12 protein-coding genes are annotated in these 15920 nt (G+C 52.3%); 5 read left to right on the plus strand and 7 right to left on the minus strand.

Annotated features, from left to right (window positions below):
- Positions 1 to 178 precede the first annotated feature (178 nt).
- The 4 genes from PVA01S_RS13810 (at position 179) to PVA01S_RS13825 (ending at position 5601) form a co-directional block, all read left to right on the plus strand.
- Positions 179 to 1168 (plus strand): sugar-binding protein, encoded by a 990-nt coding sequence (locus PVA01S_RS13810; protein WP_127608097.1) that lies wholly within the window; start codon positions 179 to 181, stop codon positions 1166 to 1168.
- On the plus strand, positions 1165 to 2622 hold the full coding sequence (locus PVA01S_RS13815) for a sensor histidine kinase (protein WP_054797468.1): 1458 nt from the start codon (positions 1165 to 1167) through the stop codon (positions 2620 to 2622). The genes PVA01S_RS13810 and PVA01S_RS13815 overlap by 4 nt, the downstream gene beginning before the upstream one ends.
- Positions 2597 to 3940, plus strand: a complete 1344-nt coding sequence (locus PVA01S_RS13820) for an AraC family transcriptional regulator (RefSeq protein ID WP_127608098.1) — start codon at positions 2597 to 2599, stop codon at positions 3938 to 3940. The genes PVA01S_RS13815 and PVA01S_RS13820 overlap by 26 nt, the downstream gene beginning before the upstream one ends.
- Before the next feature lie 215 nt (positions 3941 to 4155).
- The gene (locus tag PVA01S_RS13825) at positions 4156 to 5601 is read left to right on the plus strand and encodes a sugar porter family MFS transporter (protein ID WP_127608099.1); all 1446 of its coding nucleotides are present in this window, start codon (positions 4156 to 4158) and stop codon (positions 5599 to 5601) included.
- A 365-nt stretch (positions 5602 to 5966) separates the two neighbouring features.
- Here the strand turns inward: PVA01S_RS13825 and PVA01S_RS13835 are convergent, their stop codons facing one another.
- The 3 genes from PVA01S_RS13835 to PVA01S_RS13845 all read right to left on the minus strand — a co-directional run bounded on the left by PVA01S_RS13835 (position 5967) and on the right by PVA01S_RS13845 (position 9707).
- Positions 5967 to 6311, minus strand: coding sequence for a hypothetical protein (locus tag PVA01S_RS13835; RefSeq protein ID WP_244932958.1), 345 nt, complete (start codon positions 6309 to 6311; stop codon positions 5967 to 5969).
- Positions 6312 to 6657: 346 nt separating this feature from the next.
- Positions 6658 to 7602 (minus strand): DMT family transporter, encoded by a 945-nt coding sequence (locus PVA01S_RS13840; RefSeq protein WP_127608100.1) that lies wholly within the window; start codon positions 7600 to 7602, stop codon positions 6658 to 6660.
- 92 nt (positions 7603 to 7694) lie between these two features.
- Positions 7695 to 9707 carry a YhgE/Pip domain-containing protein gene (locus tag PVA01S_RS13845; protein WP_164751832.1) on the minus strand — a complete coding sequence of 671 codons (2013 nt, stop codon included), beginning with the start codon at positions 9705 to 9707 and terminating at the stop codon, positions 7695 to 7697.
- A 134-nt stretch (positions 9708 to 9841) separates the two neighbouring features.
- Between PVA01S_RS13845 and PVA01S_RS13850 the strand changes: the two genes are divergently transcribed.
- Positions 9842 to 10735, plus strand: coding sequence for a LysR family transcriptional regulator (locus PVA01S_RS13850; RefSeq protein WP_127608102.1), 894 nt, complete (start codon positions 9842 to 9844; stop codon positions 10733 to 10735).
- 114 nt (positions 10736 to 10849) lie between these two features.
- On the opposite strand, the gene PVA01S_RS13855 is transcribed toward PVA01S_RS13850, so the two are convergent.
- The 4 genes from PVA01S_RS13855 to PVA01S_RS13870 all read right to left on the minus strand — a co-directional run bounded on the left by PVA01S_RS13855 (position 10850) and on the right by PVA01S_RS13870 (position 15896).
- The gene (locus tag PVA01S_RS13855; protein ID WP_127608103.1) at positions 10850 to 12157 is read right to left on the minus strand and encodes a (Fe-S)-binding protein; all 1308 of its coding nucleotides are present in this window, start codon (positions 12155 to 12157) and stop codon (positions 10850 to 10852) included.
- Entirely contained in the window at positions 12154 to 13557 is a 1404-nt protein-coding gene (locus PVA01S_RS13860; protein WP_127608144.1) for an FAD-binding oxidoreductase, read from the minus strand. The genes PVA01S_RS13855 and PVA01S_RS13860 overlap by 4 nt, the downstream gene beginning before the upstream one ends.
- A 32-nt stretch (positions 13558 to 13589) precedes the next feature.
- Positions 13590 to 14279, minus strand: coding sequence for a FadR/GntR family transcriptional regulator (locus tag PVA01S_RS13865; RefSeq protein WP_127608104.1), 690 nt, complete (start codon positions 14277 to 14279; stop codon positions 13590 to 13592).
- 360 nt (positions 14280 to 14639) lie between these two features.
- The gene (locus PVA01S_RS13870) at positions 14640 to 15896 is read right to left on the minus strand and encodes an MFS transporter (RefSeq protein ID WP_127608105.1); all 1257 of its coding nucleotides are present in this window, start codon (positions 15894 to 15896) and stop codon (positions 14640 to 14642) included.
- Between the last annotated feature and the right edge of the window lie 24 nt (positions 15897 to 15920).

The following is a 15920-nucleotide window of genomic DNA, read 5'->3' on the forward strand; positions in this document are numbered from 1 at the left end:
GCCTCCCCTGGCTTTCACTGATTGTCTGTCTATATTATAACAGAAAATGGAAGATTGCGACCCATGATCATGCTTCCGTACACGGGCAGCCCCTAAGACTGTCCTTCTTTGGGTTTCTTTCGCCGTTCTTGTATAATAAGCCTACGTCGGAACGTCGCCAAAGGAGCTGAGCTGAAGCGTGTCAAATCGGAAATGGAACCTCGGAATCGCTATCCTTTTTATCGTATTTGCCTGCTTGCTGCTGCAGTTCTTGTTCTCCGCGCTGCGCATTCGCGAGCTGGTCCAGCCCTTGAAAGAAGGCAGAGCGGGCGGCGATGCGAAGCGCCATGTCGTGCTGATCTCCCAGGAGCTGGATAATCCGTTCTGGCGGTCCGTCGAGCAAGGAGCGCGGGAGGCGTCCGCCGAGTACGGAATGCTTCTGGAATATACCGGACCGTTCCGGATCAATCCGGCCGAGCAGATCAAGCTGCTGGAGAAAACGATAGCCGCAAAAGCCGATGCGGTGTTGGTGCAAGGCATCAATGACCCGCTGTATCGGCAATTGATCGATAAAGCCGCCGGGCAAGGAATTCCCGTCATTACGGTAGACACGGACGAGCCCGGGAGCCGCCGGCTGTCCTACGTCGGCTCGGACAATCTGGAAGCGGGGAAAAAAATGGGCCAGCTGGTCGTCCAAGCTGCGGGAAGCGAAGGCCGAATCGGGGTGCTGGTCGGCAATGAGCAGGCCGATAATCAAAAGCTTCGACTCGCGGGCTTCGATTCGGTAATCAGCCGTTATCCGGAGCTTACCGTCGTCGCTGTCCGTTCGTCGAACATTTCTCGTCTCCAGGCCGCCGGGCAAGCGGAAGACATCCTGACCCATCACCCGCAGGTCGGGTATATGGTCGGGTTCAGCGCCCTGGATGGTGTCGGGATACTGGAAGCCGCCGGGCGCGTTGGCCCAACAGGGCTGCGCATCTTCGCATTTGACGACTTGGCGGAAACGGTCGAAGGCATCAAGCAATGCAAGATTGCGTCGACCCTTGTGCAGCAGCCCCGCGAGATGGGGTATGAGGCCATATCGCTGCTGCACGATTATTTTCACGGAAAGACGCCGCAGCCGCAGCATTTTACCGCTACCGCTGTGCTTGACCGCAGTACGGTCGGCGCCGGGGAAGGCTGCCGATGACGATTCGAACGAAGCTGCTGGTATTTATTCCGTTGCTGGTTCTGCTCGTCAACTCGGTGACCTTCTTCTTGTTTGAGAGCGGGAAAATCGTGCAGATGAGCTACGGCGTCATGATGGACCGCATCCTGCTGTACAATCAATCCGCCCAAACGGCGGAAGATAATCTCCGGCTGCTTCACGCCTATTTGCTCAATCCGGGCGGAAGCGGCGGCGCCGAGCTGGAGCAAGCGCAAGCCAAGCTGCAGGAGCTGCGCGCGGGGCTTGCCCGGAGCACGAGCTCCTCGCTGCAAGCGTCCTCGCTGACGAGCTACGTCCATATGCTGGACACCCTCATGGAGCAGGAACAGGCCGCGCGCGCCGCGGCGGAAGCTCAAGGCGCACGCGCCGCGCTGGCCCATTACGAGGAAGCGGAGAAAACAACCGCTTATATCCGCGAGGAAGGGCAGCGTCTTGTCGATTTGGAGCTTGGCTCCTACCGGCCGGTCTACAAGCAAATTCAACTTGAAACGGAACGCATGAACCGCCTGGGCGCAGCCGTACTCGTCATCAATACGCTGATGAGCGTCGTGCTGGCCGTCTGGATTTCCCGCAGCATTACCGGACCTGTCAGCCGGCTGGTCGATATGGCCGGACGCATGTCCCGGGGGAACCTCGATCTGGAGCCGCTCCCCCCTCCGCGGCGGTCGGATGATGAGCTTGGCCTATTGTCCGCGGCCTTCGGGCAAATGTCCACCAATCTGAAGGCCTTGATCGAGAAGGATAAGGAAAGTCTGGAGAAGGACCGGCTCGTCAAGGAATTGGAGCTTCAAGCGCTGCAAAGCCAGATCAATCCCCACTTTCTATTTAATACGTTGAATGTCCTCTCCAAGCTGGCGCTGCTGGAAGGCGCGGAGAGGACCAGCGATCTGATCGTATCGATGTCGAACCTGCTGCGGTACAATTTGCGCAAGCTGGACCAGCCGGTTACGCTGCGGGATGAGCTTGCGCACGTTCAGGAATACTTTACGATTCAACAGGCCCGCTTCCGCGACCGCGTCCGGTTCGAGCTGGATATCGAACCGGACGCCTTGCAAGTGCCTGTACCGGCGCTAACGCTTCAGCCGCTGGTGGAAAATGCGTTCGTGCATGGCATTGAGGGCATGGAGCAAGGAGCTGTCATCCGTTTGGAGATTGGGCATGTTCCGGAGGGCGTGCGCATCGCGCTGTCCGACAACGGCGGCGGAATGCGCGAGGAAGTTCGCCAAGCCTTGCTGCGGCTGGAGGCCGGAACGGACAACAAGCATTCCACGGGGCTCGGCACAAGAAATGTGTTCAAGCGGCTGCAGCTGTTTTACGGACGCAGCGACCTTGTGGACATTGACAGCGAGCCCGGAAAAGGAACAACGATTACGATTGTAATTCCCTCTGGAAAGGAGGTCGAACCCCTGCATGTACCGGCTGATGATCGCGGATGACGAGGCGCTGGAGCGCGAAGGACTGGAATGGATCGTTCAGCGCATGATGCCGGGAACGTTCCAGGTGATCCATGCGGAGAACGGGCGGACGGCGATTGAACGCGCGGAGGAGCATCGTCCGCATATCGTCATGATGGATGTCAATATGCCGGGCATCCAAGGCTTGGCGGCTATACGGGAAATCAAAGAACGTCTTCCGGATACGAAATTCGTGCTGGTGACGGCCTATGATTATTTTGCTTATGCCAAGGAGGCGCTTTCGCTCGGCGTGAAAGAGTACATCGTCAAACCGGCTAAGCGGGAGCAGCTGGTCGGCACGCTGGAGCAGCTGGTCCGGGAACTGGACCAGGAGAAACGCAAGCGCGCCGATGAACTGGAGCTCAGGCATCAAGTCTCCCAACTGCTGCCCCTGGTGGAAAATGAGCTTGCCTTGATGTTCATGGTCGATCACATGGTGGACGCCGGTCCCGAGCAGCTGTCCGAATGGCTCGGCTTCCCTCTCGATCAAGGCTGCGCGATCGTGGTCGCCTTCCCGGAACACTTCTACACCCCGGACAAGAAAAAAATGTACGATAACATCCGCAGCTTTGCCAAGACGCACGGATCGGCCTGCATCGTCAGCTCGGTGATCGACCGGCACATGGCGATTTTCTTGCGGAAACCGCCCGGAGCCCGGGAGGACGATTGGAAAGAAGACGTTAAACGGTACGGGGAGAAGCTGTGCGCTTTGGCGGAACGGCAAGCAGGCTTTTCAGTCTCGGTCGGCATCGGGTCGACCCGGAACGGTGCGGACGGCTTGCGCAAGTCTTACTTTGAAGCGGTGTTTGCGTCCACCTATTTCGAGATCGGCGGCAAGGTGTGCCACTTCGACGAGCTGAAGCAAGGAGCGGACGGAATCGTCCCGGAACCGGAGAAGCCGTCCTTAACCGGGGGAGGCGATCAACGATCCTACGTCATCTCCGCCCTGCAGCGCATTCGCGAAGAACGCGAGGAGCAAACCTTAACCGTCCTTGACCGGGCCAAGAGCTATATTCGGGAAAGATTCACCGAGGAGGTATCGCTCGAGGAGGTGGCGGACTTCGTCCACCTGAATCCGCACTACTTCAGCAAAATTTTCAAGCAGCAGGTGGGAGAGACGTTCATCGACTTTGTCACCGGCTTGCGGATCGATAAGGCCAAAGCGCTGATCGCCTCCGAGCAGCTGAGCCTCAAGGAAGTATGCTACGAGGTCGGTTACAAGGATCCGAACTATTTTAGCCGGGTGTTCAAAAAAGTCACCGGCGTTACCCCTACCGAGTATCGCAGCCAAATCAAATAGGGCGGCGCGCGAGTCCATGCTTTCACGGCATGGACTTTTTTGTGATGGGCAGACAAGAATGTGCTAGTTATTTGATCATCGGGAAGCAAATTGCGGATAGTGCGAATTAAATGCGGGAAGAACACTGATAAGTGAAGAAGATTGCCGTCTGGGTCCCCAGATTCACATGATATAATGAACCTCGTTCTGATCGAAAGAAGCCTTCTTACCGGACGATGCACGGAACAACCGGTAAGCTGGCGCGAGAACGGAAGGGAGAAATGAAGTTGGAACTAACGATCAACAGGCACCAAGAACAAGTGAGCATGAAGTTTGTTACGCTTGTTTCGATTGTAGCCGCTTTGGGCGGTTTATTATTCGGATTTGACACAGCTGTGGTGTCGGGAGCCATCGGCTTTATGGAACACCGCTTTCAATTAAATCAGGTGGAAGTCGGCTGGGCCGTCTCCAGTCTCATTATCGGCTGTATTGTAGGCGCCGCCATGTCCGGTATGTTAAGCGACAGATTCGGCCGGAAAAAAGTATTGATCACTGCGGCGATCCTGTTTATCATAGGCTCCGTCGGCTCGGCCATTCCGGATACGTTCTCCGCCTATATTATGGCCCGTATCCTCGGCGGAATCGGCATAGGCATTACCTCCACCCTATGCCCGCTCTATAACGCGGAAATCGCTCCCGCCAAATACCGGGGGCGTCTGGTCGCTCTAAACCAGCTGGCCATCGTTACCGGTATCTTCCTTACTTATTTCGTCAATTTGTGGATTGCCGGTTCCGGAGACGACGCTTGGGACATTGCCACCGGCTGGCGCTGGATGTTCGCCGTAGGCGCCGTTCCCGGCCTCTTGTTCCTGGCGCTGCTCTTCTTCGTGCCGGAAAGCCCCAGATGGCTGATCAAGCAAGGAAGGCCGGCAGAAGCGCTGCCGATTCTATTGAAGATTCACGGCGATGAACTGGCCAGACAAGAAGTATTGGATATCAAGGAATCGTTCAAGCAGGAAAACGGCTCGATCCGGCAATTGCTCAATCCCGGGCTGCGGATCGCGTTGATCGTAGGCGTGGGGCTGGCGATCCTTCAGCAAGTTACAGGAATTAACGCGATCATGTATTACGCTCCGGAAATATTCAAGGAAACGGGCGCCGGCACGAACGCCTCGTTGATCCAGACCATTCTGGTCGGGTTGATCAATTTCCTGTTCACCATCTTGGCCCTGTGGCTCATCGATAAGGTAGGCCGCAAAGCGCTGCTGCTCGTCGGCTCGTCCTTGATGACGCTATGCCTCGTTGTCATAGGCTTCGCTTTCCAAACGGGTCATACTTCCGGCCCGCTGGTGCTTATCTTTATTTTGCTGTACGTGGCCTCCTTCGCCATATCGCTCGGACCGGTCGTCTGGGTCGTTTTGTCCGAAATCTTCCCGAACCGCATCCGCGGGAGAGCTACGGCTATCGCGGCCATGGCGCTCTGGGCGGCGGATTACGTCGTTTCTCAATCGTTCCCGCCCATGCTGAATTCCGCAGGCCCGGCGATTACTTTCTGGATTTTCGGCTTCATGTCCTTGTTCACGTTCTTGTTCACCTGGCGCGTCGTACCCGAGACGAAGGGGAAATCGCTGGAGGAAATCGAAGCTTTATGGACGTCCGCCCAAGGGGCCCGAAACTCATAATCGAATAGGCGGGAGTGACAAACCCCCGCCCCTCCCGCCCTCCCGCTTCCCACAAGGAAATCGGGAGGGCGTTCTTTGTATTCCGGGATATTCCCCAAGGACCGTGACGCGAGTCGGCCATCCTGAGCCGCCCACTCGGTCCGGCTATCCCTATGATGGAACATATTGGCGGAACAGCCGCTCGATATACGCCTCCCGCTCCTCCTGCCGCGCATAATCGATACCGTATAAATCCGGAAGCTGCTTGTGCAGCAGTACGGGTATCGTTATCCATGAATGCGGCAAACTTTACGTTCGCGGCTTGTTGCTGCACCGTAAAGCTCCGCTTCTCCGGAGAAGTTTCCGTTCTCTCCTTGCTGTCGCCCTCAGCAATAGGCCACTTCACAGGCTGAGCCCAAGGGAATCACTTCATAAAGATACTGCCGAATCCGTTCCTTCTCTATATCGTTAACGGGGGTGTTGGCGTGGAAAGCAAAATGAATGGTGCCGCTAATGGAATCGTACCTGTCAAAGGTCAGACTGCCATAAGGAAACATGCGGTTCATGACCGCGGTGATTCCATGTTGATCCAGGCTTCTGTTCATAGCAGCTTGAACAATGGGTGCCGGCAGTTCATGTACTTGCGGAACTTTATCGTTTTGGACCATGTTGTAGGATTTAACTTTAAAGCAAACGTGCGGAAGCAAGTGACCGGAAGCAAACTGCTTCAAGCTGCCTATCTCCTTATCAGGCAAATCCAGGTCGTTGTTCCACGCATAGATCGTAGCCGTATTTTTACCCTGCGAATGGATCCTTACATATCTGATGTGAGGAAAACGATTTTTAATTAAATGCTCCGATAATAAACGGGTCCCCATTGTCATCACCTCGTATGATGAAGAATTTTAAACCGCCTTACTGTTAGCGCTTTCATTTCTGCGATCAACATGTTCGCCGCTGTCGTTCACCCCCCCGTAAAGATGCGCAACCCGCTTCAATATTTTAACAAATTCGCCATAAAAATAATACCCCTGTTTCTTGGACACACGCAGTCGAAATAAAAGAACCCTTGATCCATCAAGGGTTCTTCGTCATTGCGTATTCGCCTACCTTCGGCCTGCCTCGAATTTGCTGATGCTTGATTGCGCGATTCGTAAGATACACGCCTGTAACGATCAACACGGTGCCCAGCAGATGATACAAATGAATGGATTCTCCTGTAAAAGCCGTCGCAAATATGGCGCTGAACAAAGGAATCAGATTAAGAAACCCGGCGCAGCGCTGCGGACCGGCTAATTCAATGGCGCGATTCCACGATAGAAAGGCGACGATGGAAGCGAACAAGCCGATATACAGCAGCCCGACAATCGAAGACGGACTCCAGTCGATTTCAGGCGAGAGCGTGACCAGTTCAACGGCGGAGAGCGGGATCAATAGCAGCAAAGCTGCCGCGACCTGCACAAGCAAGAAGGGAGTCGCCGGAAAAAGCCCGGCCGCTCTTTTCATACCGACCGAGTACAAGGACCACATGAAAATGGCCAGCAGCATATACAGATCGCCTTTATTAAAGGATAGCGCCGTCAGGGCTTCCAAGCTGCCCCGACCGATAATCCAACATACGCCCGCCATCGAAATAAGGACCCCTGGAAAAGCAGACCAAGCGATTTTCTCTTTGATCATCAACCAAGTCAACATCACGACCATAATCGGGGTTGCCGAATTCATTAAGGAGGCGTTAATCGAACTGGTAAATTGTACGGCCACATACGTTAACGTATTAAAACCCGCTACGCCGGTCGCGGAAAGAAAAACAATCATTTTCCAGTGACGACGAAATTCGGCTCGCAGCGACCATGCCTCCTTGCCCAGGAAAGGGAGCAGACACAGGAAGGCGATGCACCAGCGTACAGTGGCAAGCGTCAGCGGCGGAATGTGCGTGACAAGCGCTTTGCCGGCAACAAAGTTGCCTCCCCAAATACAAGCGGCCATAACAAGCAGCACATAAGGCGAATTTCGAATCATGAGATACCGGACTCCTTTTAGGCAAACTCTTCCTTAGCATTAAGGTTAGTATATGCCACTCCGGGCTGTAAAGAAACGATTATTTTAATCAATTAGCCGCTCTCTCCGGCAGGTTGAGCCGTTACCCTATTCTCATTGCTCGCTGCGATCAGGCACCAGGCCACGATTACAAATACCAGAATATATCCCAGCAAAGCTCCGGTATTATGCCAATATTGACTCCAATCTCCAGTCGAAATTACGCTTCGGAAGCCTTGCACGGCATAAGTCATCGGCAATAGCTTGCTTACATACTGAATAAAAGAAGGCGCCAATTGCAGCGGAAAGGTTCCTCCCGAGGATGCAAGCTGCGTAACTAAGAGAAAGATCGCCGCCAGGCGGCCAAGCGATCCAAAAAGCGCGACCAGCATGAAAATACAGGTCATGTAGGTGAAGGATGCCGCCAGACTCAGCAGTAGAAATTTGGGAATACTTAATACATGAATCCCGAACCCGTATAGAAGGACCGCATCCACAATGAAGGTCTGAATCAAGGCAATGGAAAGAAACAAACAAATTTTATTAATAAAATGGCTGCCTCCCGCTACTCCTTGATGCGCCTTTCGGTTAAACGGAATAATATTCGACGCGATCAATCCGCCTACGAATAATCCGAGCACCAAAAAGTACGGAGCCATCGCCGTACCGTAATTCGGCACTGCATTGATTGGATTCTCCTTCAATTGCACCGGTCGGGAAAACATGCTCAGCAAAGAGTCGCTTGCATGTACGCCGGATGTCTCCTGCGCTGCGGCCGTAAGGCTCTTCGATAATTCCCCGCTGCCGTCTACTAGCTGCAGCATGCCTTGGGCCAGCGGCACGGTGCCGGTTTGCAGCTGCCTGCTCCCGTCCGCCAAGGACGCGATCCCGTCGTTCAGCTTCTGAAAGCCTTCTTGCCACTTGTCCATTCCTGCCGAAGCCAGTCCTAATCCAGCCGCAAGCTGCCGGCTGCTTTCAGCGGCTTGCGACAGCTTGTCACCGTATTGATGCAGGCCGTCAGCAAGCCGGGACTGGCTATCCAACCAAGCTTTCATACGTTGGACTTGTTGTTTTTGCCCGTCGTCCGCTGCTTTCGCTTCCGTAGACGCGACATCCGCGTTTTGTACGATCGTCTGCAGCTCCTTATCTTTCGCAAGCTCCGGATGAAGCTGCATATAGTTGTGCAATCGCTCGGCCACGCCTTGCGCATGTTCAAGTACGTCTGCGGTCTCCTTCTCCTCCGACTCCATGCCTGCGCTTAATTGCTTAGCGCCTTGAACAGAACTCGCGGCGCCTTGCTCCAGCTGTTGATGCGCGGCGGTAAGCTTCGTCTCCCCGTCCGCTAAAGCTGCGGACCCCTCCTTCAGCCGAACCATACTTTGAGCAAGCTGCTCCTGACCTTCGGTCAACGGCTTCATCCCGGCGGATAAGCTTGCGGCTCCGTCCGCCAACCGGTCAATGCCCTCTTGAACGGAATGAAGCCCGTCCTGAGCCTTCTTGGTCCCGTCATTCAACTGAGAAGCGCCGTTGCCTGCTTTAGCCAAACCGTCCGATAATTGATGAAAACTGTCGAACACCGTTTCGGTATAAGATTGCGTAATCTTATTCGCTACTTCGTCTTTCAGCTTGTCGATGGCCGCCGCCCCGATTTGTCCGGCAATAAAATTGTTACCCGGGTTTGTTTGATAAACTAAGTTTGCCGGCTCGGGCTTGTCGTCCCTTAAGGTGGTTACCTTCTGCGAGAAGTCTTCAGGAATTTTGACCAGCATATAATAGCGCCCGTTCTTCAATCCCTCTTCGGCGTCGTCCAAAGCGACAAAATGGAAATCCAGCGCTTTGTCCTCGTTCAAATTGGTAACCATGTCTTCTCCTACGTGAAGCGGTTTGCCGTCCATCGCCGCTCCCTTGTCCAAGTTCACAACAGCGACCGGAAGCCGGTCCAATTGTCCGTACGGATCCCAATAACCGATAAGAAACATGCCTGCATAAAGCAGCGGAATGAACAGAAGGACGCCAACAGCTATTCGTGCTTGCTTGTGCTTCGCAATATGAAGCCAATCCTTGATAAACAATTGCAGTCCTTTCAAGTGCTCTCTCTCCAATCTGCATATAAAAGATTTCATGCGTAATATTATATGGACTTGAAATAATAATGTATAATATATAATTATCTATATTTATATAGCTTTAAGTCTATTAGAGAGCAGGAAGGTGAACCTCCATGGAGTTTCTTCAGCTTCAATATTTTCAGACGGTAGCCCGACTCGAACATATAACGAAGGCCGCAGAGGAGCTTCAAATCGCCCAACCTTCTCTCAGCAAAACGATTGCCCGCCTGGAAGCGGATCTCGGAGTGCCTTTATTTGACCGCCGTGGACGCCAGGTCCGGTTAAATGCCTATGGCAAAGCCTTTCTTGCCCGGGTGGAAAAAGCTTTCATGGAGCTTAACGAAGGAAAACGGGAGCTTCAGGATTTAGCCGGGCTGCATCGGGGAAGTATAACGCTAGCCGTCTCCATTCCGAGAATTTTACCTGAATTATTAGGCTCGTTCCTGACCCGGTATCCGCACGTTCATTTACGCCAGTTTATCGAATCCACATCCTCTATGAAGCGTCTGCTTGATCAGGGAGACATTGACTTTTGTATCTCTTCCATCCCGATCCAAGGTCCTGATGTGGAATGGAAGCCGCTTATGACGGAAGAAGTTTTCCTCCTTGTTCCCCCCGGTCATCGCTTGGCCAAGCGGGAGAGCATCGATCTCATTGAAGTCAAGGACGAATCTTTTATCAGCATGAATGCGGGATTCGGCTTTCGGGATCTTACGGATGATTTTTGCCGCGAAGCCGGATTTGTACCTACGATTTCCTTTGAAGGGGACGAACCGGACATCATCGGAAAATTGGTTGAGCAAGGGCTTGGCGTCGCTTTCACCCCTGCCTTATCGTTGAGTCGTATTTCCCGTCCTACACTGAAACGTCTTCGAATCAGGAAACCGGTTTGTCAACGAACCATAGGCTTGGGATGGTCCAACAGACGTTATTTATCGCAGGCCGCTCACCACTTTCAAAAATTTGCAGCTGATTATTTCAAGAAAATCTCAACCGAGCGTCTATAATTGCCGTTATGGGATGAAGGCAGCCAGCTAAGGGGTAACAGGCCTTTGCCGGTCATAAAAAAAACACCTCTACCCCGATAAACGGCGGTAAAGGTATATAATCCTTGTCTTGGGTTACACGTTCAATCCATAGGCTTCCGCCAAGTACTCTACCAGGTGGACCGCACGCATGCTGCCTCCCAAATTTTCACGCTCGATGCCTACTTTCATCTGAAGCAGGCAGCCTGGATTGGTAGTGACAATCGTCGTAGCCTTTGTATCTTTGACATGTTCCATTTTGAGATCCAATATGTCCATCGAGGCCTCGTAATGAACCATATTATAAATTCCGGCTGATCCGCAGCACATATCCGCCTCTTTCATCTCGACCAATTCGACGTTGGGTAATTGTCGAATCAATTGAACCGGCTCCCGGGTTACACGCTGAACGTTGGTCATGTGGCAAGACCGCTGATACGTAACCCTTTCAGCGGGCCGTTCTTTTCCTTTAATTCCTCCACATAAGGCAAGAATCTGGGATATATCTCTCGTTTTCCGAGCAAACCTTTGCGCCCGTTCCGCCCATTGCGGTTGATCGGCCAGCAAATGATCGTATTCCACCATCATCCCGCCGCAGCCGCCCGCATTGTTGACTATAAAATCGGCGGCCTCCGCTTGTTCAAACGCATCGATATTTCTTTTCGCCAGCCTTTTACTTTCTTCCATTTCTCCCGTATGGGCATGCAGCGCGCCGCAGCAGGTTTGGTTCTCAACCACGATGACATCGCAGCCAACCTCGGCAAGGAGCTGGATGGACAGCTGATTAATTTTTCTGAACATGGCGTCCATAACGCAGCCGACAAAGAACGCTACGGTATATTTTTTGCTTCCTTTAGCGGGTGTATAGGCAGGGAGACTGGACCGTTCCCAAGGGGATACCGCCGGCGATGTGATCGCCTCGAATTCGCCTAAGTGAGCGGGCGCCATTTTCGTCAATCCGCTTTTTCTGGCCAGCTTTTGGGCGCCGCTCTTCTCATAGATCCACATCGCGTTGCCAATCAGATTCATCGCCTTACGGCTGGGAAAAACTTTCTTCAACAACGTGTTGCGCAAAATTTTGACGGGTAAAGAATGCTTTTTTCGACGGGTAACGGCCGCGCGCGCGGATTCGAGAATGGCGCCGTATTCTACGCCTGTGGGACATACGGTTTCACAAGCCCGGCAGCCCAGACATAAATCGAGCGGCTCCTCTAAAACAGAGAGGTCCGTTATCCTGCCCTCCCCGGCCATTTTCACCAAATTAATCCGTCCGCGCGGGGAATGCGTTTCCTTACCCATGGTCAGATAAGTCGGGCAGACAGGCAAACAATATCCGCATTGAACGCATTGGTTCGTTTTCTCATAGTTTAATTCTTTACGTAATGCCGCAAGGTTGTCACTCATTCGCTCAACACCAACTTTTGCCCGGGCTCGGGAAATATTTTGCCGGGATTCATAATGTTGTTCGGATCCCACGCTTCCTTAATTCGCTTCATCATGTCCAGGCCGGCCGCACCCAGCTCCATCTCCATAAAAGGCGCTTTCATGGTGCCGATGCCATGTTCTCCCGATAACGTTCCGCCCAGCTCAACGGCCGCTTCGAATATTTCGGCAACCGCCTGCTCTACGCGCAGCATTTCTTCTTTATCCGATTTGTCGGCAATGATATTGGGATGCAGGTTTCCGTCCCCGGCATGACCGAAAACAACAAGGTGCAGCCGGTACTTTTCCTTAATCTGCTGCAGCCTGCGGCACATTTCCGGTATTTTGCTGCGGGGGACGGTCGCATCCTCTGAAATTTTGGTCGGCTTGATCCTCGCAATAGCCGGAGAAACGAGCTTTCTCGCCTTCCATACGTCTTCCTGTTCTTCCTTCGTTTGCGGAACGCGCACTTCCCTCGCTCCTGCCGCCTTGCATACCTTTGAGACTTGTTCAGCCTCATCGCGCACCGCCATAGGATGACCGTCAAGTTCAATGAGGATCATCGCATCCGCATCCAGGGGTAAGCCGGACGGCTGGTAGTTCTCTACGGCCACCATAGAAGCCTGATCCATCAGCTCCATTTTGGAAGGCAGTATGCCGGAGGATAAAATCTGCGAGATCGCTTTACCTGCGTCAACCAGGCTGTCAAAGACAGCCATAACGGTTTCGGATGCGGGAGTTTTCGGAATGAGGCGCAAAATCGCCTTTGTAATAATACCAAGGGTGCCTTCCGAGCCAACGATAAGCTTGGTTAAATCATACCCCGTTACATTTTTAACCGTTCTTCCTCCCGTGCGAATGATTTCGCCTTGCGGCGTAATCATTTCAAGCCCGATCACGTAGTCCTTGGTCACGCCGTACTTCAATCCGCGCGGCCCTCCGGAATTCTCAGCCAAGTTGCCTCCTATTGTAGATACATGGGAGCTGCTCGGGTCAGGCGGGTACATCAGGCCTTTGGCTTCAGCCGCTTTATGAATATGGGCTGTCAACACGCCCGGAGATACGACAGCGACTAAATCTTCCTCATCAATCTCGAGCAGATCGTCCATGACGGATAAATCGATGACCATACCGCCCTTCACCGGAAGAGGCCCGCCGCTTAAGCTGGTCGCTTGACCGCGCGGGTAGACGGGAATTTTCTCGCGATTGGCGTATTTCACCAGCTCCGCTAATTCTTCCACACTTTTCGTTTGTATGACGATATCCGGAAGATAGGTCCCAAACGAGCCGTCAAAAGAATAACTGAAACGATCGCTCTCATCCGTCAGCACTCTGCCGGTTTGAACGATGCTTGCAATCTCTTGGATATGAATAGCGGTCATGGACTTCATGATTTCCTCCTTTTGCCGTTTGTTTAGAAGAACAGGCTTAACTTTTTCTCTGCATTCTTGAGATGAATGGCGCACTGAATTTTGGCCAATTCCGGTTCTTCCATTTCGATGGCTAATAAAATGTCCTGATGTTCTTTATAGACGGCTTTCCGTTTCTTTTTTAAACCCAAATTGGACTGGAGCGTTATTTTTAACGATCTCTCGTAAAGGGAGGATAAGTTCTCCATCGCCTGGATCATGACCGGATTGTGCGTGGCTAAGAAGATCGACCGGTGGAACTCCATATCGGGCTCCATTCCAATTTTGCTGTCATCGGCAAGCTCAACCTCCAGCCATTGAAGCGCCTGCCTCATTCGTTCCAATTGTTCGGGGGTTCGTCTCAACGCAGCATAATAAGCAGCCTCAGGCTCTAAAATTTTTCTCATTTCAAATAAATATTTGATCCACTCCGCATCATCGTTCTCAATCCGGAGATTATTTAATATAGGCGAACCGATTCTTTCTTCTACAAAGCTTCCTCCACCCTGCCGCGAGTTAATCACACCGGCTGCGCGAAGCACACTCAACGCTTCCCGTATAGGAATTCGGCTTACGCCAAAATGTGCCGCCAGTTCCATCTCCGTCGGTAATTTCGAACCCGGCGGGAACTTTCCCGACTCAATCATATTTAACAAGTCACGAGAGATGATTTGCGAAAGTTTTTCTTTGGACATCTGGTTCTCCAATTCCTTTTTGTTAGATTAATTTGTATTACAAATATTAAGGTTTTTGTTGCATAAAGTCAAATAAATTGCGAGATTATGCCATTGATTCGCTTCGAATCGTTCAGATCGTCCCGAAAAACTCTGAATATTGTAATACAAATTAGCTTATGCGCCCCTCAAACGGAACGACCATAACTTCGACATCTCAGGCCGGAATCCTTTGTACGGGTTACGTGTAGCTCAACAAGCGTCGCCGCACTCCTGATGAAAGGTTCTCCTGAAAATAAAAGTTCATTATGGGTTGATCCCCCATAATGAACTTTAGGATTCATGACCTATACGGATATGGGGGCGCGAAGGTTTTGCGCCTTAGTTCAACACCTTGCCCTTGGTTTCAGGCAAGAAGGCTATGACGAGCAGCGCAGCCAGCGCAAAGGCGATGGCAAGGAAGCCGAACGCGGCGCCTAACCCTATGCTTGTCGCCATAAAACCTACTACCGTAGGAGCCGTCGCAGCAATGCCGCGTCCGAAATTATAACAGAAGCCTTGTCCGGTTGCGCGAATTTCTGTCGGGAACAATTCGGCCAGAACCGATCCGAAACCGCTGAAATACCCGGAGCCAAAGAAAGCGACGAAAGGTCCCAACAATAAGAGAGAGGTGGCATCATGCGTCATCCCGTAGACGGGCACCAGAAGGGCCGCCATGACGAAAAACAGGATAAATGTCTTCCTCCGTCCGATCTTATCGGCCAAAAAGCCGAATGTTACGTAACCGAACCAGGCTCCCGTTTGCATGATCACAATCCAGGTCGTTGATTTGAGAATATCAAGTCCGGCTCCGCCTTTATCGATCGGTGTCCCCAAGTAGGACGGAATCCAGGTAAATAAGCCCCAGTAACCGAATTGCGCGCAAACGCTTAAAGCAGCGCCCAACATGGTCCAACGAATAATTTTACTCGAAAATAGCTCCAGCAATTTAGGCTTGGCTTGTTTTACTTTGGAAGATTCTTGTTTCATTTTTTCCCATATTTCCGGTTCTTTCGTTCCTTTTCGAATCCAGATGGCGACTATAGCCGGGATAATACCGAAGAAAAAGACACCTCTCCAGCCCCACAAGGGAGAGATAAGGCCCGCTACGATTGCGGCAAACGCATAGCCGATGGCCCAAGCGCTTTGCACAAACCCCATAGCTTTACCGCGATGCTTCGCATCCCAGGTTTCTGTAATTAACGCCGCTCCGGCAACCCATTCTCCACCCATACCAATGCCAAGCAGCAAACGGAATACAGCCAGTTGCGTAACCGTTTCAGAAAATCCGCACAGGAAAGTAAAGATCGAATAAACGAAAATACTTAGCATTAATGATTTGGTACGCCCGTATCGGTCTGCTACCATGCCGAATAATATGCCGCCTACGGCAGAGCTCAACAAAGTAAGCGTTGCCAAAAAACCGCCGGTCGTTTTGTCCATCTGTAAATCCGCCATCACATGAACAAGAACCATGGAGTACAGCATGACGTCCATCGCATCCAGAGCCCAGCCGGAGCTTGCCGCAATCAAGGCTCTCCATTGGTTTTTCGTGACCTCTTTATACCATGGCTTATTCGATACTTGTACTTGAGCCATTTGTTTGATCCTCCCTTTACTTGT

The organism is Paenibacillus validus NBRC 15382 (genome assembly GCF_004000985.1).
Lineage (GTDB): Bacteria > Bacillota > Bacilli > Paenibacillales > NBRC-103111 > Paenibacillus_G > Paenibacillus_G validus.